The sequence below is a fragment of the Xanthocytophaga agilis genome (genome assembly GCF_030068605.1).
Classification (GTDB): domain Bacteria; phylum Bacteroidota; class Bacteroidia; order Cytophagales; family 172606-1; genus Xanthocytophaga; species Xanthocytophaga agilis.
The window spans coordinates 266,056-288,113 of the sequence record NZ_JASJOU010000007.1; the positions used below are offsets into that span (position 1 = coordinate 266,056).

A 22,058-nucleotide genomic window follows, 5' to 3' on the forward strand; every position below is an offset into this window, starting at 1 on the left:
TGTGTTAACTCAATGAGTTTCTTTTTCTTTGTCTTTCTGATAAACGGCTCCAGGACGTCCAAAAAGATACACCCAGGCTTCTTTTAGTGATTGTGCCTTGCGAAGATCCTGGTACAGACTGATGTATTCATGAAATACCAGGTATACAGGGTTTGAAGATTCCACTGGATGGGTAATACCATATTCAGGCTCTTCGTCTTCTATCTGAAATGTTCCAAACAGGCGGTCCCAGATAATCAGGCAGGCACCATAGTTTTTATCAATGTAACGAGGATTTTTGCCATGATGTACCCGATGATGTGAAGGGGTTACAAACACATATTCAATCAGAGGATGTAGCTTTCCTACCATACCAGCATGCGTCCAGAACTGATACAATAAGGAAATTTGACTCGTTAGATAGAAGATTGCAGGGTGAAAACCACAAACCAACACAGGGACAAAAAATACCAGTTTTAGTTGCTGCACCCATGATTGCCGGAATGACACCGCCAGATTAAAGCTTTCAGCCGAGTGGTGCGTTACGTGTGTAGCCCACCAGAATCGTTGTTCATGGGCAATTCGATGTGCCCAGTAGCTGCAAAAATCAAAAGTAACCAGACAAGCTACCAATGACCAGGCGGTAGCAGGAATATGCCAGGGTATCCAGTTATATACAAATAAAAAGAAGGCAAATAACGCTACTTTGGTTAAAGCACTGGAGCCTAGATTACCGATTCCGATGGCCAGAGAGGTCCAAAAATCTTTCTTGTTGTATAACGCTTTGTTTTCTTTGATACTAAGTCCCCATTCAAGTGCTACCAATGCAAAGATCATAGGTGCCGCATACAATACAATAGGCGGTAAGGCCGATGGATGAACCGGAATGCTCAGAAGTCTCATAGTTGTAGAAGTGTAATAGTGGTAGTGGTAAGTTGTAGTAGCAAAGTCAGTGTGAAGCCACAAACCGGGTGGAATGGGTTTCGTTAGGGATTGTTTCCTTTGCAGGATTTTCTATACGGTTAAACTCAATTGTTTTGCCTAGCAGTGGAGTACCAATATAAACCCGTACTTTCATGATGGAAGGGTTATGCAGTGTACAACGGCAGTCATACCAGCTATTGGTTCTGGGATAAAAGATCCGGCCTTCTTCCCAGCTGTTTTTTTGTGTATAGAGCAGTCCTTCCAATACATGAGAACCTAATCGGGCAATGCTCTCGTCTTTCAGCCAGACAATACGGGCATTGTACGTATTGCATTTTTTGTATACCTGTATTCGAACCGTTTTTTTTTCATCTAACCATTCTCCCAGAATAGCATCTGCATTTTTTTCTGAGCCGGACGTGTTGGCAACACGTGTGGCAGGCTGACCTGCTAGATGAGTATTTTGGGCTCCTGCCGAAAAAATCGGGCAAAGCAGTAGCCAGCCAAGGAGGATTAAAGCCTTCATAGTTGTAGTTGTAAGTAAGTGTTTGTATTGAGTGTAAAGGTGTTGTGCTAGAAACGAATACCAACGTTAAAACCTGGCCACATTACTACATTGGTATTACCGTGTGTTTCATCATATACTTTCCAGGGAGTGAGTGGAATGCCATAGCGTTCCTTCTCCGCATCGTATAGCCTCGAAACATATACATTAAAGGTAGGTCCGGCAAAGATCTGTGTTCTTTTTCCTACCCGAAAACTCATATTGGCACGAAACTGATTAAGCATATTCAATTCATCAGTCCAGGTGCTACCTTCATTTACCTGCCATGCTATCAAATCCAGGTTTAATGCCAGACGATTGCTGGCAGTTATTTCTGTACCTAAACCGTAACCATATGCAATGTAGTTTTTACTTCCTTCAGATCTGTATCCAACTGCAAAGATACTGTGCAGTTGACGAGTCCCCATTTTAAAAGCTGCATTGGCATACATGGTTTCACTGCCCCAAACTTCTACTCTATAGTACCCATGTTTTGCAATATTCAAAAATCCTATTTGTACTCCGTCTACACTATCTGCAATATTGATAAAACCTATCTGCACGCCGTGTACTTTACGTGCCACATTCAGAAATCCACCAATCTGTGCACCATGAAGATTTCTAGCCACATTTGTAAATCCGGCGATTTGGGGTCCTCTGGCATCTCCTTTGATAACATTGGCGAATCCGGCAGCCTGTGCGCCATGTATATCGCCTTGAGCCACATTGATAAAACCGGCAGCCTGCATAGAGGAGACAGATCCTTTTGATACATTAATAAAGCCAGCAAATTGTCCCCCCTTAGTCACACTTCCTTTTGTCACATTGGCAATACCGGCAAACTGGACTCCTTCTACAGGCTCTTTCACGATATTCGTAATTCCGGCAAACTGTGCACCTGTTACTGACCCACCTACAATATTAGTAATGCCTGCAAACTGAACACCTCTTACATAGGATTTCTCAAGGTTGGCAATTCCACCAAACTCTGCACCTTCCAATCCACCTGCATAGCCTGAAAGTATGTTAAAAGAAACTTTGTTCACATATTTGTACCCCTGAGTACCATTAGTACTAAGAGGATACACAAACGAAATCTGGAATGGACGGTGTTCCAACTCTTCTGAACCTGTTTCTGTGCTATCTGTTGTAGTCATCACAGAGTCCTGAGTTATTTCTTCTTTTTTGTTGGCTGAAGCAACTGAGTCTTTTGTACTGAGTGTGTCTTTTCCAGTCTCTTCAGTATTCCCCAATCTTACAGACCCATCTAGTGGTATATTGGATGGAGGAGGCACATTCGCATCTTTAGCTAGCTTCTGTAAATTTTTATCAATATTTTTTGCTGCCTGAGTTGTTTTATCTGCCACTTTCCGGGCTGCATCGCTTACTTTATCTGATACTTCTTTCAGTGCTTCCTGGTTTCTACGTCTCCGCTCTGCCTTATAATCAGTTTGTGGTACAGGTATAGGCTCCATCTTGATTTCCCGAACCGGCGCTACTGTTGTGACAGATGCTACAGGAGGTGTACTAATTTGAATACGGGATACAGGTGGATATACAGGCCGTTTACCGGATAAATCCTCTGTTTGCTTAGTGGGATCACTGCTTAAAACAATATGATCTCCCACAACTTTATATTTTATAGAAGCATCTTTCAACAACTGATCCAGTACAGATCTTAAAGGTTGGTTCTTTACAGAGATATTTATCTTTCTGTCCAGTTGGATCTGACTATTTGAATAGGAGAAATGGAATCCATATCGTTGTTTCAATAGTTTCAGTGCTTGTTCCAGTGTTTGATCCTTCAGTTCCAGATTTACTTTTTTCTCCAGTAGTGCGGTTTGTGCTCCTGCAATATTCAAGCAAAAGAATAGCAGGGCAATTATAATTAATTGTCTCATTTTCAAAATAGTATTATAAAACCGTTAATTTTCCATACATCCACCGCCGAAGAGAACATAGCGGTCAGATTGCTTCTCGTATCTATATTGCAGGTTCGTTGCTTCCGCCAGCACTTTAAGAATATTTTCAAGAGCAGGTTTCTCGAAATCTCCTGTATAGCGGCAGTTCCACAACTGAGGGTTTTGTACTTCAATTGTCACACCAAAATAAGCTTCCATGGCTGGTACCACCGATGAAAGTCTTGTATTATCAAAGACCAGCTTATCTACCTGCCAGGCCCTGAAATTAAGGTCTTCTATTCGGGCGGTGGATAATCCTTGTTTGGTGTTGAGAATCCCTCTGAATCCAGGTCTCAGATACAATCGTGTTGTATCAGCAGGTTTGAGACTGGAGAAAGCCACTTTTCCAGTTACTACATCCACCTCTGTGATTTGCTTTGTTGTGTCTTCTCGCACTGTAAACGAAGTGCCCAATACTTCTACCCGCGACTGTGAAGTATAAATGACAAAAGGTCGTTTAGGGTTGCGTTTAACATCAAAAAAAGCTTCTCCCTTGAGATGAATGACCCGTTGGTCACCCTTTAATTCTTTTTCATAGCTAATACTACTATATCTGTTCAAAAAAACATGACTGCCGTCTGGTAGATAGAAGTCTTTCTTTTCATTATCAGCAGATTTTGCTATTACCTCGATTTCCTTGGAAGAATTAGCTATATACATCCCATATCCAATTCCTATCAGCACCAGGAATACGGCAGCTACCCGCATCCATAGTGAAAAGATTTTTGTTTCTGTTTTGCTAGTAAGAGGAAGTGTTTTAGCTTCCTTTTGTACGGTTTCTTCCTTTACCGTTTGAGACTCATTTATTGTCTTTTGCAAACGCTGCCAGGCATTATCCACATTCGGCTGAAAAGCGTCGCGAGCCTTACCAGTTAACTGCCACAAATGAGATGCTCTGAAAAATACCTCCTTGTTCTCGGGTTCCTGCTCAACCCATTCAAACAGGGCAGTTTTTTCCTCTTCTGAAATTTCATCTTTCAGATATCTGGCTACCAGCTCCCAATATCTTTCGTTCCTCTCATCCATGGATTTTTGTGACTTTCTATAACTAAGACAGGCATACCCCTAAAGTACCCCTATGCGATTTTGAAAAAAATTAAAATATTTTTTATATTCACTCTATCACTTAACTAACACATTCATGAAACTAACATCAACCAAGATTGCCTGGGCAGTAATTGCCATGGGAAGTGCCTTTATATTTTACGCTTGCTTTACTAAGTTAGGAGCAGAGCCTGAATATGAAGCTTGTAGTCAAAACAACAGTACCATCATATTCCGGACATAAATACTCAGGTAGTCCCTCATAAGTTTGAGGGCTTTACCCATCTGGTTTTCGATGGTCTTAGGTGAAAGCTGCAAAGACTCCGCAATTTCACGGTAACTCATGTCTTCATAACGGCTTAAAACAAAAATAGCCTTACAGGCAGGGGGAAGGTTGTTAAGGGCATCCTGGATGTGTGTTTCCACTTCCTTTAGATTAAACGTTTCTTCCACATCCGAATGAGAAGGCTCTGGCATAGAATCTGATTCTAATGTCACAGTCTTCTTACTTTTTTCCAGATAATTCAAGGCTGAATTAATGGCAGAGCGGTACAGGTATGCCTTGATAGAGAAGTTAAACTGAAGGTTTTCCCTATTGTTCCAGATCTTGATAAAAACTTCCTGAACAATGTCTTCTGTAGCATCCTGGTCATTCAGCATGCGGTTCACTGTACGGCCCAGAGGAACATAAAAACGCTTAAAAACCACTTCCATAAACTTCGATTGGTCTGTTTGCCAGAGGTGAAGCCAGGTAGCTTCTTCCTCAGAAAGAGACTTTGATGATATATCTGGCGTAGTTTCCAAGTTAGGTTAGCATGGTTTCTGCAAAAATAGGAGGAATATTTTGAATCTGCCGCTAATATTTATTTTTTCAGCTTTTTTAACAAAGAAGTTGTAACAAACGGGCATTCAAAGGGATAAAAGGTTAAACTCTTTTAACACTTTTATCCCTGACTACATAAAAATAAAGGATACTGCTATATTTATTACATTACTTATGCCTCTTTATTGCCAACTATCATTCAGGCGTTGGTAAGGTTTGCAGAAGAAACAGCTTTTGCCAGTTTCTCACGCTGGGGTTTCAATCCAAATAGAACTCTGGTCAATTTCCAGCGTCTTATGCCAAACTCATAAATCAATGCAGTAATTACAAACATACCTACTGCAATCAGAAAGAACTTAGGTGTTACACTCATATTCCATTGAATGATATAATACCCAATGACCAACATTACACTTTGATGCAGAATATAAAAAGGATAAACCGCTTCATTGGCATAGGTTAAAAACCGGTTTGAAAAATTCAGAGAATGTAATGCATATCCTATAATAGCCAGTATCCAGAACCATAAGTTAAAACTCTTTAAGGTAAAATAAACCAGAAAGGATGCATCGTATGGCTCAATAGGAAATTTAGGTATGAAAGTTATATAGTCCCTATAAGGCATAAATACAAAGACCAGCATAGTCAGAAAAGACACAATACCACCAATCAGAGAGACTTTACGAATGTTTTTGATAGATTCCAGTAAAGCAGGTTGTAAAGCCAGAATATATCCATATACAAACATCGTAAAGGAAAAAGCATGATTAAACCAATCATCTGTCAATCCATGTGTAATCTCAAATTTTGGATAGAGAGTAATGTAATACACCTCAATAGGAACTGCTAATAGAAAAAGACTCAATGGATATTTTTGGACAAACGAAATAACTTTCGCCATCAGCCGTTGCCCATCTGGTTTGCGCAGGTATAAAAACAAAGGTAGTCCAATTAGACAATAGAAAAACAGGTAGACAATAAACCATAGGTGATGCCAGCTAAGACTGCCTCCTTCCGGATAAGGAACAAAATCAAATACAGAAGGATAAAAATCCAGATACGAGCCTATAAACTGATGCTTATACAACCGTTCCATGTAAATCTGCGGAGGTACAACAACCAACATACCAAATACAATAGGAATAAAAAGACGTACAAAGCGTTCTTTGGTAAACTGCCAGCCACTTCGCTTTTTCAATGCAAAGCTTACCCCTGCACCTGAAATCAGAAATAATAAAGGAAGTCGCCATTGGTTCATAAACAGCATCCATAATTCCATGCTTTTGCTAGTGTCTGGATTCTTAAAGTGGAAATCCCAGGTAACAAAGAACATTCCTGTATGATAAAAGATAAGAAGTGAAAAAGCACTAACCCGGACCCAGTCTAGTCCATATTGCCGTGTTGCTGTTTTTGCAAGTGTTTCCATGCGATTTTTGTAGTAGTGAATGATTACACAAAACTAGACGGACCCTATGCAACAGAAGACAATTCCGATAATTCAGGCGTTCGGACTTATCGGAACGAACGTTTTAAGCCACTTTTTCGGAGGTATCGTTGATCGGTGAGGTAGATTTTCGGAACTGGGATGGGGTTAGTCCTGTCATTTTTTTAAAGGCCGTATTAAAAACGGATTTGGAATTGAAGCCACTCTCAAAGGCTAGTTCTTCAATCTTAATATGCGTACTGGCTGGGTCTTGCAAACGCTTCTTCAATTCTTCTACCCGATATTCATTTATAAAATCAGAGAAGTTCTTCCCAATCTGTTCATTGACCAGTTGTGAAAGGTGATGTGTAGAAAGCTTTAATTTATCAGCCAGTTCATTTAATGTCAGATCACCATTCAGATAAGGTCGTTCTGTTACCATAAAGGACAGGAGTCTTTGTACAAGTACAGGAGTTTCTTTATCATCCAGACTCGACTTCTCATATTTTCTCTTCTCTCCTTCATGAATCAAACTTTGCGCAGCAAACATTCGTGAATCTTGGATGACCCAGAAACTGATAAAGTAATAACTGAGTGAAGCAATATCTGCAATATAAATATCACCCAGATCATCTACTGAGATTAGGGAGATAACACCCACAATGATATGAACTACGCCAATAAATATAATTAGACGACTAAATCGTTTCAGATACAGATTGGAGATAGTCCAGAACGACTCGTTTCTTTCTCTAGCAAAACGATAAATCATATACAATGCCCATCCCTGGTATAAAAGTTTACTGGGACTTACCATAAGGTCCATCCAGAATCCGCCAAAATGGTATTTGGGAAACCACAGTATAGGCTTGCAATGGATAGGATTAAAAGGAATACGATGATAGACTTCATTCACATCCTGCAACTTAAACTCACTGCTTTGCAACATATAGGGCATGCGGAGTATCAGAAATATAACGGCAGGAATCAGATGCACCCATTGTCCTTTCCAGGTAAAGTCAGGCTTTATCAATGCCAGTGTATACCAATAGATTAATGGCCCCATTACGAAATCCAAAAACTCTGTAGTATTGATAGCAGCAGGAAAATAGACAACTAATCCTGTATAGGAAGCAAATATTTCAAAGGTTGTGAATACGCCTGTTAATACTAATAAGCCGAGTAATCTATTGGCTCTCTTATTTCCCTGATTGGTTGCAAAGAAAACAACCGACAATAGAAGTCCCTGAATTACACCCAACAAATTGACAATCGCCCAGAAATCGATAGTGACGTTCATACAAAAGATTGCATAGTCTAACAAAGTTGCTGTAAAATACACAAATCTTCTGGCATTGACTCAATATCTATTCATGGATTTACATACAGGCAACTATGATAAGCCGTCGGGAACTACCGCATTTTATCATACTTTTGCAGAAAATACAGCATTCGATGGGCAAAAACTCTTTCTTTCAATTTAAACAATTTCGTATTAATCAGGATCAGTGTGCAATGAAGGTGTGTACGGATTCCTGTGTGCTGGGTGCCTATACTGCTGTAGAAACAGCAATCCACATATTGGATATTGGCACAGGCACAGGCTTACTGGCACTGATGCTGGCACAACGTACCGATAGTCCAATAGATGCAGTTGAAATTGACGAAGCGGCTGCCCAACAAGCAAACGAGAATGTAAAAAATAGCCCCTGGAGCCATCAGATAAAAGTAATACAACAGGATATTCTACAGTTTAGTCAGACAACACTTCTACCCTATGACCTGATTGTCTGTAATCCTCCCTTCTTCAGCAATCACCTAAAGCGAAAACATAGCACACAGAATGTAGCTATGCATGGAGAAGCACTTCAATTACCGGAACTAGCTCAGGTCGTGTCAACATTACTTGCCTCAACAGGTCGCTTCATCACATTACTACCTCCTTATGAAAGTAGCCAGCTTGAAAAGAATTGTTTTGATTATGGTTTGTATAAATACGAAGAGTTACAGCTATTTGATTATATAGAAGGCAAGCAAATCCGAACTATAAATAGTTTTTCCTTTACGAAGGATTCTACTCCACAAACAAAGACTCTGTATATAAAGACTTCTGTAGATGGTACTTATACGGATGATTTTATACAACTACTCAAACCTTACTATCTAAATCTATAAACATTATCCATTCCCAAGTTTGACGAAATGAATGCGTCTACTTGGTAGAGGGATCAACAGGGCAAATGATAAAAATATTGCAGCGGTTATAATGGATATTAATCCTTTTATTCTGGAAGGATGACAGAAGAAAAGTAAGAGTAATATCCAGAAATAATAAACATTTCTAACAAATACATTTTGTATTAAGTCGCAGCTTTACAACGAACTTTTTAATCTCACCTATATCTTTTATACTACAGTATACTGCAATTTACTATTTTTATAATACAAAATACCATATCATACCAATAATTCAATATTTACTATTGAATTTTCCCACAAATACCAACTTGTCTTTTCTATAAATTATTCTATATTTGGTAAAAAATTCTCCACTCTGCCTAATGCCTATCAAGCATGATCAACCTGAAAAATCTTTCGGATGATGAGCTTACTATTTTAATGAAAAATGGAATAGAAGGCGCATTTGATGAAATTTACAACCGTTATTGGGATAAACTTTTCTATGCAGCCTATCGAATGGTTAAATCAACTCAAGTTGCGGAGGAAATCACCCAGGACACCTTCATGCTTGTCTGGACCAAAAGACAAACACTTGACATTCAATCGCTAAAACCCTATCTGGCGGCGATGCTCCGTTATGAAGTCTATCGGTATTTAGCCAAATCAAAACAAGCAGAACAAACCCAAAGTCTCATTCAACATACTGAGCCTAAGTCTGTATCTATAGAAGAAGAGATAGAAAACAAATTATTACTTGAAATCATTACCAAACTCACCAATCAGCTTCCCGAAAAATGTCGGCTTGTGTTTCAATACAACAAACTACAGGACAAGCCCTTGGCTGATGTTTGTGAAGAGATGAAAATTTCCCAAAAAACAGCCGAAGCACACCTGACTAAAGCATTAAAGGTGATACGAATCAATCTTAGTAATGCCATGCATATGCTCCTACAACTTATGCTCTTACTGCTCTTCTCATAAAATTTCCTTTCTACGATTTTAAAATTTCATCGTTAGAAAAGATCCAAGGTTGGCTTTACTAATTTAGTATCTGTTCTAGGAATACAAACCATCGGTTTCAAGACACACTAATACACTCACTATCAACAACATTCGCCGCTAACACATCCAATCATTCAAAAAAATACTATTTTTTTGAATTTCTGACTAAGGGGTTTTCATTCTATTTCTACTCTAGAAGTGAAAAAGGGCAATACCCTATCCTTTATGACAGAAGAATACATTCAACAACTCGCACAAAAGTTCCTGAATGGGACAGCCACAGAACAAGAAAAGCAGGTATTGCATGCATGGTATGATCATGAAACTAGTGAAGCAGAGGAGTCTGAAGCATTTCTGAATCAAACAAGTGATGAATTAAAACAGCGTATTCACACCAAACTAAAAACAGCAGGAATGGGAACAGACACCCATTCTCCTGTAAAACGACTACCTGTTCGGTCTATCAGAAAGCTTTCTCTTTGGTCAGGCATTGCGGCTGCTTTTGTTGTGGCCATATTCTGGTTTTCACAAGAGTTTACTCCTCGAGCAAAATCTACCACTAAGATTATACAAGTCCCACTTGCCCAAACACAAAAGCTTAACTTATCTGATGGCTCTACTATCTGGCTCAATGCAGGGTCCAAACTCAGTTATCCTGATTCGTTTTCAGGTAAAACCCGGGAAGTTATTTTACTGGAAGGTCAAGCTTTCTTTGATATTGCTCACAGGACAGACAAACCCTTCATTGTTCACGCCAAAACACTGGACATTACTGTCTTTGGAACCAGCTTTGATGTAAAAGCATATGAAAAAGACGCTACAATAAAAGTGAGTGTCCGGACTGGAAAAGTAGGTGTGCAATTACGTAAAAATCCCGAAAAGCCAGCACAGATAGTACTTCCTGCAGAGCAGGTAGTACTAGTTCACAATACTAATCACATGCAGGTTGTCCCCATCAGTAAGCCTGCCATAGCCCCCTGGAAAGAGAACCGACTGATATTTGAGGACGAGCCTTTGCCTGAAGTTTTTTTTGCACTTGAAAGAAAATATAAACAACATATTTTGATTAAAAACCCAGACTTGCTGACTGAAAAAATAACAATAACTCTTGATAATCAGCCTATGGAAGATGTATTGAAAGTACTCAGCTTTTCCAAAAAATTCAATTATTCACAAGTAAATGATACAACAATAGTCATCAAATAAAGGAAAATAAAACCAAACGAGTCGGTTTTCAAGGAGAGCGGGCTCAAAAATTCCGGGAACACGGCAAATGTCCCCGGTATATACTTTCCTACTGTTATTCAATGCTTCGAACCATCAATAGCAGACAGGAACCAGTTTAACAACTACGTATTAAACCTTAGACAAATATGGCAAATTATTACCATAAGGGCATTCCCTTGTTCAAAAAATGTATGCGCATTTCTACATTAATTCTGGGCGTGAGCTTACTAAGTAGTACTTTCTTAATGGCAGATCCCTCCAGTGCTCAGCATGTCACGATGGATATAAGAGCAAACCGGGTACGGATGGTTTTCAAAGCTATTGAACAACAAACTGGCGTTACATTCGCTTTTGATGAAAAGCTGGTACGGAATTCTCCCCCAATCACACTGTATGCAAATCGCTTGCCCCTTGCGGATATCCTGCAAATGATCGAAAAGCAAACTACTCTTCAATTTCATCGGGAAGGCAATTTGATTGGGGTAACTGAAAAACTAAAAGAAGAACAGAGGCTAGAAACAGATGAACCACAGCCATTGCAAAGAGTGGGCTGGACAGTAAAAGGAAAAGTTACCGATGATAAAGGAGAACCTCTACCCTCTGTCTCCGTTCGTGTCAAAGGTACCACCCAAGGTACGCTAACCAATAGTGACGGAAGCTATAGTATTGAGGTAGAAGGAAGCGAAACAATACTGATTTACAGTTTCATTGGCTTTCTGGTAGAAGAAGTGATGGTAGGCACACGCACCACTATCGATTTACAGATGCAACCAGATATTTCCACACTCACAGAAGTAGTGGTAACGGGTTATGGCGCTCAACGCAAAAAAGACTTGATTGGTGCTGTATCAGTGGTAGACGTAGACCAACTAAAACAAAGTACAGATGGACAGGTAACTAATCAATTACAAGGCAGAGCTTCTGGTGTAACAGTAGTTACGTCAGGACAACCGGGTGATGCTCCTCAGGTACGCATTCGGGGTCTGAATACATTCGGCAACAACAACCCACTGTATGTAGTGGATGGAGTTCCGACAACCTCTATTGCTGACCTGAATACCAATGACATAGCCAGTATGCAAGTACTGAAAGATGCCGGATCTGCTTCTATTTATGGTTCACGGGCAGCTAACGGGGTTATTATCATCACTACCAAAAAAGGAAAAGATAAGGTAAAAGTAGTGTATAGTGCCTGGTTTGGTATACAGACACCACCCAAAGGCAATATCTGGAATACCTTGACACCACAAGAACAGGCCCAGTTAAAATTTCAGGTACAAAAGAACTCTGGCTTACCTGTTGGAGATGATCAGTACGGTTACGGCTCAAGTCCGGTGCTGCCTGACTACATTCTACCAACCGGTGCAAAAGAAGGCGACCCTGGTACAAACCCTGACCTATATTATGTTAATCCCAATTATACCTCAGTAGATGACTTTAACACATTTAACCAGATTGTAAAAGCTAACAAGAGCGGTACAGACTGGTTTCATGAGATTTTTAAACCAGCACCGTCTACTAGTCACAACATTTCACTTAGTGGTGGGAGCGAACAGGGAAATTATTTATTTTCTTTAAATTACTTCAATCAGCAGGGAGCTCTGACCAATACCTACCTAAAGCGCTACACAATTCGTTCCAATAGTCAATACAATATTGGAAAACACATTCGAATTGGAGAAAACCTGGTATATACGATCTCTGACAACCCAAAATCCTCCACTTCCGATGCAGGCTCAGCTATTGGCTTTTCCTTTCGAATGCAACCCATTGTACCTGTATATGACATCATGGGTAATTATGCTGGAAGCCGTGCTGCAGGCATGGGAGATGCCTTTAATCCAGTAGCCATACGAGACAGGACACGCTATGACAAAGGTCTTGACAATCGTTTGTTTGGAAATATCTTTGCCGAAGTCGATATACTAAAAGACTTTACACTACGCACCAGTTTTGGGGGAGAGAACTATTCAGGAAGATGGAATTCTTTTGCTTTCCCAACCTACGAAAACAAAGAAAATAGCAATACCAATACATATTCGGAAGGTTCTTATAGCGGATTTAACTGGACATGGACCAACTTGTTAACCTTCCACAAACTATTTGGAAAACACGAATTGACCGTTGTTGCGGGTACAGAAGCCTATAATAACAAATACTGGGAAGTTGGAGGCAGCACACAAGGGTATTTCTCTTTTGATCCTAATTATGTAAATCTGAGTACTGGCTCTGGAACACGAAGCAATTACAGCAGCCGTTCACTGGATGCTCTTTATTCGCTTATCAGTCGTGTAGATTATATCTATAATGACAAATATCTTTTGGGTGCCATTTTGAGACGTGATGGTTCTTCTAAGTTTATCAACCAACGATATGGTTATTTTCCTGCCGTAAGTGCAGGTTGGCGGATTTCCAAAGAAAATTTTATGGCAGGTGTTGCCTGGGTTAATGAGTTAAAGCTACGTGCTAATTACGGAGTAATGGGCAATCAGATTAATGTTGGTACCGGAAACGCCTTTACGACCTATAGTGCCAATCGTAGAAGTTCTTACTATGACCTTGCCGGCACCAGTGGTAGTGGCGCATATGAAGGTTTTGAAAAAAGCCAGATAGGCAACCCTAATGCCATTTGGGAAAAAGATATTAGTACGAATATTGGCATTGACGCTTCTTTTTTTAACGGCCGCTTGGACATAAGTGCCGACTATTATGTAAAGGATATCAAAGACCTACTCTTTAATCCTTCTCTCATTGGTACAGCAGGCGGTGGCACAGTACCTTTTGTCAATATTGGACAAATGAAAAACAAGGGTATTGACCTACAAGTCAATTCCATCTTTGACATAGGTCATGACCTGAAATTAACGACAACGCTAACATTTACCAGTTATAACAATAAGATTGTCAAAGTAACTAACTCTACTAATTATTTTGATCTGGAAGGTCGCGATTTTGATGGTGCATCTATCGTACGAAATCAGGTTGGCAATTCTATCGGTCAGTTTTATGGATATAAAGTAATTGGATTCTGGAACTCTACCGAGGAAATTACAGCTGCCAATGCAGAGGCTGCCCAAAAAACCGGCAACCCCGATGCTATGTATCAGGATGGTGCCGCGCTGGGACGTTTCAGATATGCCGACAATAACGGAGATGGCCAGATAACTGCAGCAGACCGCCAGATGCTTGGAAACCCCAATCCGGATTTTAGTTATGGTCTTAACCTGGCATTTACGTATAAACAATGGGACTTGAGCACCTTTTTCTATGGAGTGCAGGGCAACCAGATATGGAATCAGACTCTGTGGTGGACCGATTTTAACTCCTCCCGTTCAGGGGCCAAAAGTAAAACCGCCTTATATGACTCGTGGACACCTGAAAATCATAACGCAAAAGCTCCTATCCAGGAAAACGCAAGTTCTTTTAGCACGATTAACGTCCCTAATTCCTATTTTGTTGAGAATGGGTCCTATCTGCGTGCCAAAAACATACAATTGGGATATACCCTCTCTCCTACATTGTTGACCAAGTTAAAGATACAGCAGTTGCGCTTTTATATACAGGCAACTAATTTATTCACCATAACCAACTACTCTGGTATTGACCCGGAAGTGAGCCGAAACACCAGTGGCAGCCAAATCATATTTGGTATTGATGAAGGATCTTACCCTTCTGCCAAACAGTACACAGTTGGCCTTAATCTCACTTTTTGATCACCGCTGAAGAACCTACATATGAAAAAGTTAACTAAATATATTGCTGCTCTTTCAGTAGTGAGTAGCTTGGTCGTTATGTCAAGTTGTAACGATAGCTTTTTAGATAAGCCTGTCCAGGGGGCATTGGGAGATCAGGTACTGGCCAATGCCAAAGGAATTGATGGTCTTTTGACAGGGGCTTATGGAGTACTGGATGGGCAAGGAGATTTTACAGGAGGTAATGGATGGGAGTCTGCCCCTGACAACTGGATTTATGGCTCCATTACCGGAGGTGAAGCTCATAAAGGCAGTGATGGTGGAGACCAAACACCTATTACTGCTATTGCAACTTTTGCAACGGGTGGAGATAATGGATTTTTCAATACAAAATGGAAGGCTTTGTATGAAGGCGTTTCCCGTGCTAATACTGTACTAAGGGTATTGCCACTGGTAACAGATTTGTCTGATCAGGAAAAAACCAATACTGAAGCACAAGCTCGTTTTTTAAGAGGTCACTATTACTTTGAACTCAAGAAAATGTGGAATATGGTGCCTTGGATTGATGAAACTACAACGGATTTTAACCAGCCAAACGACAAAGATATATGGCCCATGATTGAAGCCGACTTCCAATTTGCATACGAAAACTTACCTGAAACACAAACACTTGTGGGACGTGCGAATAAATGGGCCGCGGGTGCGTATTTGGGTAAAACGTACCTCTATGAGCAAAAATTTGCGGATGCAGTGACCATATTTACGGCTGTCATCAACAATGGTGTTACCACCAATGGACTCAAATATGACCTTGTATCCTTTAAAGATAACTTTGATGCGGCTACCAAAAATAATGCAGAATCTGTTTTTGCGATTCAGATGGTAGCCAATGATGGCACACTCGACATTACCAATGCCAACCAGGGAGGAATGCTTAATTTTCCTTATGGAGAAGGAGCGCCATTCAGTTGCTGCGGTTTTTTCCAGCCCTCACAAATGCTTGCCAATATGTACCGTACAGATGGAACCGGGTTACCTTATCTGACTGATTACGATAGTCATCCTATCAAAAATGACATGAATCTATCTTCTTCTACACCCTTTACGCCAGATGCAGGCCCTCTAGATCCACGCATAGACTGGACAATCGGACGCAGAGGAATTCCGTATCACGATTGGGGCTTGTTTCCAGGTAAAGATTGGGTACGTGATCAGGCATTTGCCGGACCTTATGCCCCTAAAAAGAATGTTCATCGTCAAAAGACACAGGACTTGTATGCCGATTTGAGCTCATGGGCACCCGGAAATGCGATTAACGTACTGATTATCCGTTTTGCAGATGTGTTATTGATGGCTGCCGAAGCTGAAGCAAATGCTGGAAGCCTGGTTAAAGCGGAAGAATATATAAATAGAATAAGAACCCGGGCTGCTGATAAAACGGGTTGGCTCTATACCTATATCGATGATGAGAATCCACTAACAGGTTATTCCACTACACCAGCAGCTAATTATCAAGTAAAACCCTATCCAGCAGGAACGTTAGCAGGGAAAGGTAAAGAAGATGTTTTGCAAGCCATTTACTATGAGCGTGGTATTGAGCTTGCCATGGAGGGACATCGCTTTTTTGATCTGGTCAGATGGGGCCAGGCCGGGCAGTCTCTCACAAACTATTTTGGTTATGAATCAAAAATAACAACAGACCTGTCAGGAGGAAAATATGTTAATGGCAAAAACAACTACTTTCCTATTCCTCAATATCAAATTGATTTGAGTGTGGTGAATGGAACAGCGCGATTAAAACAGAATCCGGGATACAATTAGGTTCTGAGTAACAAGAATACGATGGAAACCTCTGTATCTAATAGATACAGAAGCTTCCATCGTATTACTATCCTAACTATACAGTTCCCCCTACTCTTTCCAGTAAAGCTTTTGTTTTACGGATACCTTCTTCCTCAGTTAATGTACTACCTTCATACTCAATCCCAACAATACCTTTAAAACCTGCCTGTTTCACAATTTTGAGCAATTTTGCATAATCCATATCTTTCTCATTTCCCTTCTCATCAAAATTATAGGTCTTAGCACTTACACCTTTAGCAAAAGGCATCAACTCTTCTGTTCCTTTGTAACGATCATACGATTCGTCGCATCCAGCATGGTTAGCCTGCCATTTTAAACAGAAATTGCCAAAATCAGGTAATGTACCACAGTTCTTCATATTTACAGCCTTCATCACTTTAGACAACCACTGCCCATCTGAAGAATAGCCCCCGTGATTTTCAACAATTACATTGATTTTAGACTTGGCAGCAAACTCTGACAGCCGTCCCAATCCATCTGTAGCGGCTTTCGCTACTTCATCAGCAGTACCTTCGCCAGCAGCATTCACACGAATAGTGGCACAACCCAGATATTTAGCTGCCTCTACCCATTTGTAGTGATTTTCAACAGCCTGTTTCCGTTTGGCATCATCCAAATCCCCCAGATTACCTTCTGCGTCACACATAATCAGGTGGTTGCGTACACCATTGTCTTTACAGCGCATCAGTAGTTCTTTCAGATACGTCTGATTGGTGGCATTTTCCTTAAATGTGTGTGTACCATCAAAGAAACAGGTATTTACATACTCAACAATAGTAATTCCAAAGTCTTTTTTTGCTTTAACGGGAAAATCCAGGTTAGAAAGTTGTTTTCCAAAAATTGCTTTATGCAATGACCATTCTGCCAGAGATATCTCAAAAAACATCTTTTTTGGAGATGCAGCAAATGCATCACCTAATACAGGTAAGAAAGCAGCCGCAGCCGAGGCTTGTCCCAACTGCTTCAGAAAATCACGACGATGTAGTGACATAAGTGGTAAATAGTTAATAAGCGGAAAGAATAGGAAAGGGATTTACTTATGTAGTAGATTCCGACTTAAATATAGGACTATTTGGATTAATACCTGTACAAATTGGATTCACTTTTCTGTTTATTTTATACCTTATCTCCTTCACGCAATTTTACCTCTCTGCCAGTCTCCCTCATTCATAAACTTCTAGTGTAAAGGGTAGCCAAAAATAGTTATCCTTTTTTAAAGTAATTCTTTTATGTGCTACGTCTTCTCTTATATAAACCCTATTTATCTATTTCTAAACAACTAAGAAAATGACTGCACAAATCTTTAAATCCATTTTGTTTGGTGCCTTGTTTGGAACTGCACTCTTTTTTATGCCGTTCTTTTTACTACGCATTGTATTATTCATTGTAATTATTGGCGCTCTTTTCCGACTCTTTGCCCGCAGACGGTTTGGACCATCTGGGCATCGCAGATCCTTTACCCATTTCACGGATCGTATTCGAAGTATGAGTGACGAGGAGTATACAGCATTTAAACAACGTTCTCAGGATCGTTGCGGGTTTTATCGTAGCAAACCTGCAGAAAGCATGTAAAGCAGGCTCACATCTGATAGATCAAACTATTCATTCACAGAAAAAAAAAGATATAACTATGAAAAGAAGCACAAGATTTCTGATTGCCTTTACTGCAGCAGCCCTTACATTCGGAACATTGCGGGCATTTGTAGGTCCAGCTCACTGGAACAGATGGCATAATCACCCCCATCATTGTTATGAAGATTCGCAAGAACATCATCACTGGCGAGACAACAAACATGGACATTCTTCTAATGCACAGGCTCCTGAAAACGACCGCAACGATCATCCGGATAGTTCCCGTCAGTAACAAGTCGTTACAATAAAATTTTGGATTTTTTTTCCCAGATTCCAGTAAATAAAAATCCATTTGTAGACTTATTTACGTACATATAGTAATCGTAAATTAAAACATAGAGTAATTAAAAAAGAGCAGATATCCTTATCTGCTCTTTTTTTTATACAGGCATATTTTTTTAATTGGAATAAAAACCGTCTCTCTATAATCTATAGCAATACAATCAGAATCTCAATCTATACAAAACAATGGGTATCTTAATAAGTTACGACATCAGTTCGGAATACAAAATCGTTAAGCAGGAGCTAAAAAAGAAAGGATATAAAGACCAGTTTATTTCTGATAATACAGTTTATTATCTTCCCAACAAAACTCTTTGGCATGATAAGGAAACCCTGACTCCCAAAAAGGCGTTAAAAGACTTACACGATATTATCCAGATGCAGAATCTGACTACATCGCCCAAGATTGAAGTTATTCGTGTATTTGCTGTTTCTTTTCCACTATCATCCTGGGCTGCCATACAAGGTACACAACCAACTTTATAAGAATTTATAAAAAGTAAAAATATCATTTTCTCTGGCTATCAGTATAATACATCTCTACATCTTACGTTATAGAAGCAAAAAAATATTTTTCTTCCTGTGAAAACAGGTTACCTTTTCATACAACCGCCATTAAGTATTAAAATTTGGTATAGATTTTGCACGTCTATAAAACACTCTTAATTACTACAACTATGATGACTGCCGCTGCTATTGTATCTTTCCTATTGGTAAATGGTTTTCTTGTATTTCAAAACCGTTCAGAAAAAGAAGCATTAAATGCCTCTAATTCTGGCAATCACCATTTGGATTGATTCGCTACCACTTACACTAAAAAGAATTAACAGACTATAAGTCTGGCATGTTAAAACAACAATCATCCAATTATAACGTTATTGAGCTAAATAGAGTCATTTAGAGACGTGAAAGGGCTCTTGTTTAGTCAAAGGAAAAGAATCGATACATTGTCGGTTCTTTTTTTATTTTCTGCCATAAATTATTTCTTCTACTATTATTAATTATTTGCCTGAGACACCTGATAAAGAAGCGGTACTCTCAGGTTTCAGATTAGGTAGAATAATAGTAAAGAGCGTTCCTTTATCTATCTCACTTCTAAGCATAATCTTTCCACCCATCTGTTCTACGACTTTTTTAACAATATACAAACCCAATCCAGATCCATCCTTTCGTTCTGCCCCCTAGGAAGAACATAGTAAAAGCTTTTCTTTGTAGACATCTTCAATACCTTGCCCATTGTCTTCTAGGGTAATAGTTGCTTCCTGATTTATGTGGCCTGCTTCGTTCTGATTGTACAATAACTTCTTATTCATGTTATTGTTTCTTTAAGATCAAGTATCTCATGATAATTTGATACCAAATTAGACTAGAATAACATACTTGAACAGATAGCAAGATAAAAGGCTCAGGAATAGCACCTAAGATTATATAAGAGTTTTGCAGCACCCGATTTGAAAAACTTAGCTGTTTTTTGTTATACCTTTGTACCCTATTTTATTTTTCATTTTTCACATCCAATTATGAAACAGTATTTCAGAAGTTTGTCTTTTGTAGCAGTGCTAGCTTTTGCTGCAAGTTGTGCTTCACACACTGAAGAGTCGACAGCAACAACAGAATCGACTGCAGACACAGTAGCCACACTAGTAGAGGATACAACAGCTTCTACTGCCACAGAAGACAGTACAAAAACCCAGCTTGAATCTATTTCGGGAGAAGTAAAAGAAGTAACACCAGGCAAGGATGGTTATACAGCCAAGCTAGTAACCAGTGACAACAAAACATATTTTGCGACAGTTAGTCACGCCAATCTGAAAGAAAATGCAAGTCAATATCGGGCTGTAAAGGTGGGAGAAACTATTCAGATTACAGGAGAAGTATGGAAAATGGGCGAAGAAGATCATGTAACTGTTCGCTCTCTGAAATAAACTTTTTTCCAATACAAGGGATTGGGGATATAAGTAAATACCCCAGCGTCTACACTTTTGAAAAGGCTGTAGGCGCTGGAGTATTTTGATTACTTTTTAACCTCTTTTTCTTAAACTGATATCATACGAATGAGAAACAAAAAAATTGCAGGAGTTATCATGCTCTTACTATCCTGTTTGTATTCATGTGATCCAGGCATTGGTGTAGCAATACACAACAAGACAAACAAAGATAAAACCATTCAAGTCCTTTATCCAGCTAATTTCAGGTTTCCTGGTGATAGTGGCCAGTCACAGTACAACCTTTGTATCCGAGACTCGATAAAGACTTTTGATTTAATGGAGAAAAATAACTACTTACATCCTATTGTAATTCCAATGGCCAACTGGGATACAGTTGTCAGAACCTATTCATTCATTCTTAAAGCCAATCATGGAGCAGTGATTGAAAGCCGCTTCTTAGCTGCATTCCCGACGTTTGGTCAGGTTTTTATAATCAACCAATCTGATACCATCAAACTTAACAAGGATGGTAAAGATTTTATCAAACGACCAAAACTATTCATAGGAGGCTCGTGGACGCATAGTATCAAAGATTAGCTGTTATGTATGTTTCCTGACAGTCTTATTGAAAAACAAATCGTCTGCCATTTTACTGCTCAGATAAATACGGATTAGAGTTCCTTCTTCTTTCATTTCTTTATAGTTCTCTTAGTCACTCTTAATTTTAGCTTTTTTATTTTTAGCTTACTCAAAGAACTAACACTAGATCCGTGGAATTTTTATCCTTACGCACCTACCCAGTCTACTACCATTAAAGTTAACTTTTGTTCTCTTTGTCACTTTTCCAAGCTATACTTAGCTAACCACCTCAGTCGAAACAAAGAGCTTTTCCAGATGTAGGGTATAGGCTATCATATCCCGTTTTATGTCTGCATTTTTCTCTACATCGTGAAAATGAAAGCTTTCCAGAGGGTTCATACCTGTAAAGGCATTCATTCTATGAAAACCAAACAAGGGGCCATCATCTACACTGGTTTCCATGAAAAATTCATTGGGTAGTGTAAAAGCCTCCTTGGGAGCGTTCCATGAAGTAGTCAGCATATACTGCTTGCCATGTAATAGCCCTCCTGTACCATAGTTAATAGCTGGATTCTGAGAAGAACGTCCGTCACTACGGTAAATCCCGTTGTTGTGTCCTTCTGTAAAGACAACATCAATGTATTTTTTGAATCCATGAGGTAACTGAAACCACCAGATAGGTGTATGATAAATTACTATATCTGCCCACTTATATTTTTCTACTTCCTCTTTCGGATTATATTTTTCACTTACATGGGTTGTTTTTACTTCAAAGCCAGGCTGGTTTTTGAAGAATGTTTCTGTAACAGCAGTAAGAGTTTCGTTAAACTGTCCGCCTGAATGCGCAAATGACTGCCCTCCGTTTATAATGAATATCTTTTTCATATCTGTTTTGTTTACTGATACAAAAATACTACAGTTATATATATCAGTAAAATAACTTAAATTATACCTTCGTATCAGAATTATAATAC

At 39.4% G+C, this 22,058-nt stretch carries 21 protein-coding genes and 1 pseudogene; 11 read left to right on the plus strand and 11 right to left on the minus strand.

What is annotated here, in order from left to right:
- Window positions 1-9: 9 nt before the first annotated feature.
- From QNI22_RS20885 to QNI22_RS20900, 4 genes are read right to left on the minus strand one after another with little or no spacing between them, the layout of a single operon-like run.
- Window positions 10-882 carry a sterol desaturase family protein gene (locus tag QNI22_RS20885; RefSeq protein WP_314513668.1) on the minus strand — a complete coding sequence of 291 codons (873 nt, stop codon included), beginning with the start codon at window positions 880-882 and terminating at the stop codon, window positions 10-12.
- Between the two features lie 46 nt (window positions 883-928).
- Window positions 929-1,429: a DUF2147 domain-containing protein gene (locus QNI22_RS20890; protein WP_314513670.1), complete on the minus strand. Its 501-nt coding sequence runs from the start codon at window positions 1,427-1,429 to the stop codon at window positions 929-931.
- 47 nt (window positions 1,430-1,476) lie between these two features.
- Window positions 1,477-3,348: a DUF4974 domain-containing protein gene (locus tag QNI22_RS20895; RefSeq protein ID WP_314513672.1), complete on the minus strand. Its 1,872-nt coding sequence runs from the start codon at window positions 3,346-3,348 to the stop codon at window positions 1,477-1,479.
- 24 nt (window positions 3,349-3,372) lie between these two features.
- Window positions 3,373-4,434 carry a FecR family protein gene (locus tag QNI22_RS20900; protein WP_314513674.1) on the minus strand — a complete coding sequence of 354 codons (1,062 nt, stop codon included), beginning with the start codon at window positions 4,432-4,434 and terminating at the stop codon, window positions 3,373-3,375.
- 115 nt (window positions 4,435-4,549) lie between these two features.
- Here QNI22_RS20900 and QNI22_RS20905 point away from each other — a divergent pair, with 115 nt between their 5' ends.
- A complete protein-coding gene (locus tag QNI22_RS20905; RefSeq protein ID WP_313997553.1) occupies window positions 4,550-4,696 on the plus strand; it encodes a hypothetical protein in 147 nt (48 codons plus the stop codon).
- Here the strand turns inward: QNI22_RS20905 and QNI22_RS20910 are convergent.
- The 3 genes from QNI22_RS20910 to QNI22_RS20920 all read right to left on the minus strand — a co-directional run bounded on the left by QNI22_RS20910 (window position 4,663) and on the right by QNI22_RS20920 (window position 7,998).
- Window positions 4,663-5,256, minus strand: coding sequence for an RNA polymerase sigma-70 factor (locus QNI22_RS20910; protein ID WP_314513675.1), 594 nt, complete (start codon window positions 5,254-5,256; stop codon window positions 4,663-4,665). The genes QNI22_RS20905 and QNI22_RS20910 overlap by 34 nt on opposite strands.
- Window positions 5,257-5,474: 218 nt before the next feature.
- A complete protein-coding gene (locus QNI22_RS20915) occupies window positions 5,475-6,701 on the minus strand; it encodes an acyltransferase family protein (protein ID WP_314513676.1) in 1,227 nt (408 codons plus the stop codon).
- A 103-nt stretch (window positions 6,702-6,804) separates the two neighbouring features.
- Window positions 6,805-7,998, minus strand: a complete 1,194-nt coding sequence (locus QNI22_RS20920; protein WP_314513677.1) for a helix-turn-helix domain-containing protein — start codon at window positions 7,996-7,998, stop codon at window positions 6,805-6,807.
- A gap of 95 nt (window positions 7,999-8,093) precedes the next feature.
- Here QNI22_RS20920 and QNI22_RS20925 point away from each other — a divergent pair, with 95 nt between their 5' ends.
- The 5 genes from QNI22_RS20925 (at window position 8,094) to QNI22_RS20945 (ending at window position 16,621) form a co-directional block, all read left to right on the plus strand.
- Window positions 8,094-8,873, plus strand: a complete 780-nt coding sequence (locus QNI22_RS20925; RefSeq protein ID WP_314513678.1) for a tRNA1(Val) (adenine(37)-N6)-methyltransferase — start codon at window positions 8,094-8,096, stop codon at window positions 8,871-8,873.
- Between the two features lie 399 nt (window positions 8,874-9,272).
- Window positions 9,273-9,860 carry an RNA polymerase sigma factor gene (locus tag QNI22_RS20930; protein WP_314513680.1) on the plus strand — a complete coding sequence of 196 codons (588 nt, stop codon included), beginning with the start codon at window positions 9,273-9,275 and terminating at the stop codon, window positions 9,858-9,860.
- 246 nt (window positions 9,861-10,106) lie between these two features.
- Window positions 10,107-11,087 (plus strand): FecR family protein, encoded by a 981-nt coding sequence (locus QNI22_RS20935; protein WP_314513682.1) that lies wholly within the window; start codon window positions 10,107-10,109, stop codon window positions 11,085-11,087.
- 167 nt (window positions 11,088-11,254) lie between these two features.
- A complete protein-coding gene (locus tag QNI22_RS20940) occupies window positions 11,255-14,821 on the plus strand; it encodes a TonB-dependent receptor (protein ID WP_314513684.1) in 3,567 nt (1,188 codons plus the stop codon).
- Window positions 14,822-14,842: 21 nt separating this feature from the next.
- On the plus strand, window positions 14,843-16,621 hold the full coding sequence (locus QNI22_RS20945) for a RagB/SusD family nutrient uptake outer membrane protein (RefSeq protein WP_314513686.1): 1,779 nt from the start codon (window positions 14,843-14,845) through the stop codon (window positions 16,619-16,621).
- Between the two features lie 76 nt (window positions 16,622-16,697).
- On the opposite strand, the gene QNI22_RS20950 is transcribed toward QNI22_RS20945, so the two are convergent.
- Window positions 16,698-17,654 carry a sugar phosphate isomerase/epimerase family protein gene (locus tag QNI22_RS20950; RefSeq protein ID WP_314513688.1) on the minus strand — a complete coding sequence of 319 codons (957 nt, stop codon included), beginning with the start codon at window positions 17,652-17,654 and terminating at the stop codon, window positions 16,698-16,700.
- Window positions 17,655-17,950: 296 nt separating this feature from the next.
- On the opposite strand from QNI22_RS20950, the gene QNI22_RS20955 reads away from it, so the two are divergent.
- The 3 genes from QNI22_RS20955 (at window position 17,951) to QNI22_RS20965 (ending at window position 19,063) form a co-directional block, all read left to right on the plus strand.
- On the plus strand, window positions 17,951-18,235 hold the full coding sequence (locus tag QNI22_RS20955) for a hypothetical protein (protein ID WP_314513690.1): 285 nt from the start codon (window positions 17,951-17,953) through the stop codon (window positions 18,233-18,235).
- Window positions 18,236-18,293: 58 nt separating this feature from the next.
- Window positions 18,294-18,527, plus strand: coding sequence for a hypothetical protein (locus QNI22_RS20960; protein WP_314513692.1), 234 nt, complete (start codon window positions 18,294-18,296; stop codon window positions 18,525-18,527).
- 236 nt (window positions 18,528-18,763) lie between these two features.
- Window positions 18,764-19,063 (plus strand): hypothetical protein, encoded by a 300-nt coding sequence (locus QNI22_RS20965; protein ID WP_314513694.1) that lies wholly within the window; start codon window positions 18,764-18,766, stop codon window positions 19,061-19,063.
- 515 nt (window positions 19,064-19,578) lie between these two features.
- Here the strand turns inward: QNI22_RS20965 and QNI22_RS20970 are convergent.
- Window positions 19,579-19,737, minus strand: a pseudogene (locus QNI22_RS20970) (ATP-binding protein); the annotation flags it as partial.
- Between the two features lie 21 nt (window positions 19,738-19,758).
- Entirely contained in the window at window positions 19,759-19,890 is a 132-nt protein-coding gene (locus QNI22_RS20975; protein WP_314513696.1) for a hypothetical protein, read from the minus strand.
- A 207-nt stretch (window positions 19,891-20,097) separates the two neighbouring features.
- Here QNI22_RS20975 and QNI22_RS20980 point away from each other — a divergent pair, with 207 nt between their 5' ends.
- Both QNI22_RS20980 and QNI22_RS20985 read left to right on the plus strand, forming a co-directional pair.
- Complete coding sequence (locus QNI22_RS20980) at window positions 20,098-20,502, plus strand: hypothetical protein (RefSeq protein WP_314513698.1); 405 nt, start codon at window positions 20,098-20,100, stop codon at window positions 20,500-20,502.
- Window positions 20,503-20,631: 129 nt separating this feature from the next.
- Entirely contained in the window at window positions 20,632-21,102 is a 471-nt protein-coding gene (locus QNI22_RS20985) for a hypothetical protein (RefSeq protein WP_314513701.1), read from the plus strand.
- Window positions 21,103-21,360: 258 nt separating this feature from the next.
- Here the strand turns inward: QNI22_RS20985 and QNI22_RS20990 are convergent, their stop codons facing one another.
- Window positions 21,361-21,969, minus strand: a complete 609-nt coding sequence (locus QNI22_RS20990) for an NAD(P)H-dependent oxidoreductase (RefSeq protein ID WP_314513702.1) — start codon at window positions 21,967-21,969, stop codon at window positions 21,361-21,363.
- Window positions 21,970-22,058: the final 89 nt, after the last annotated feature.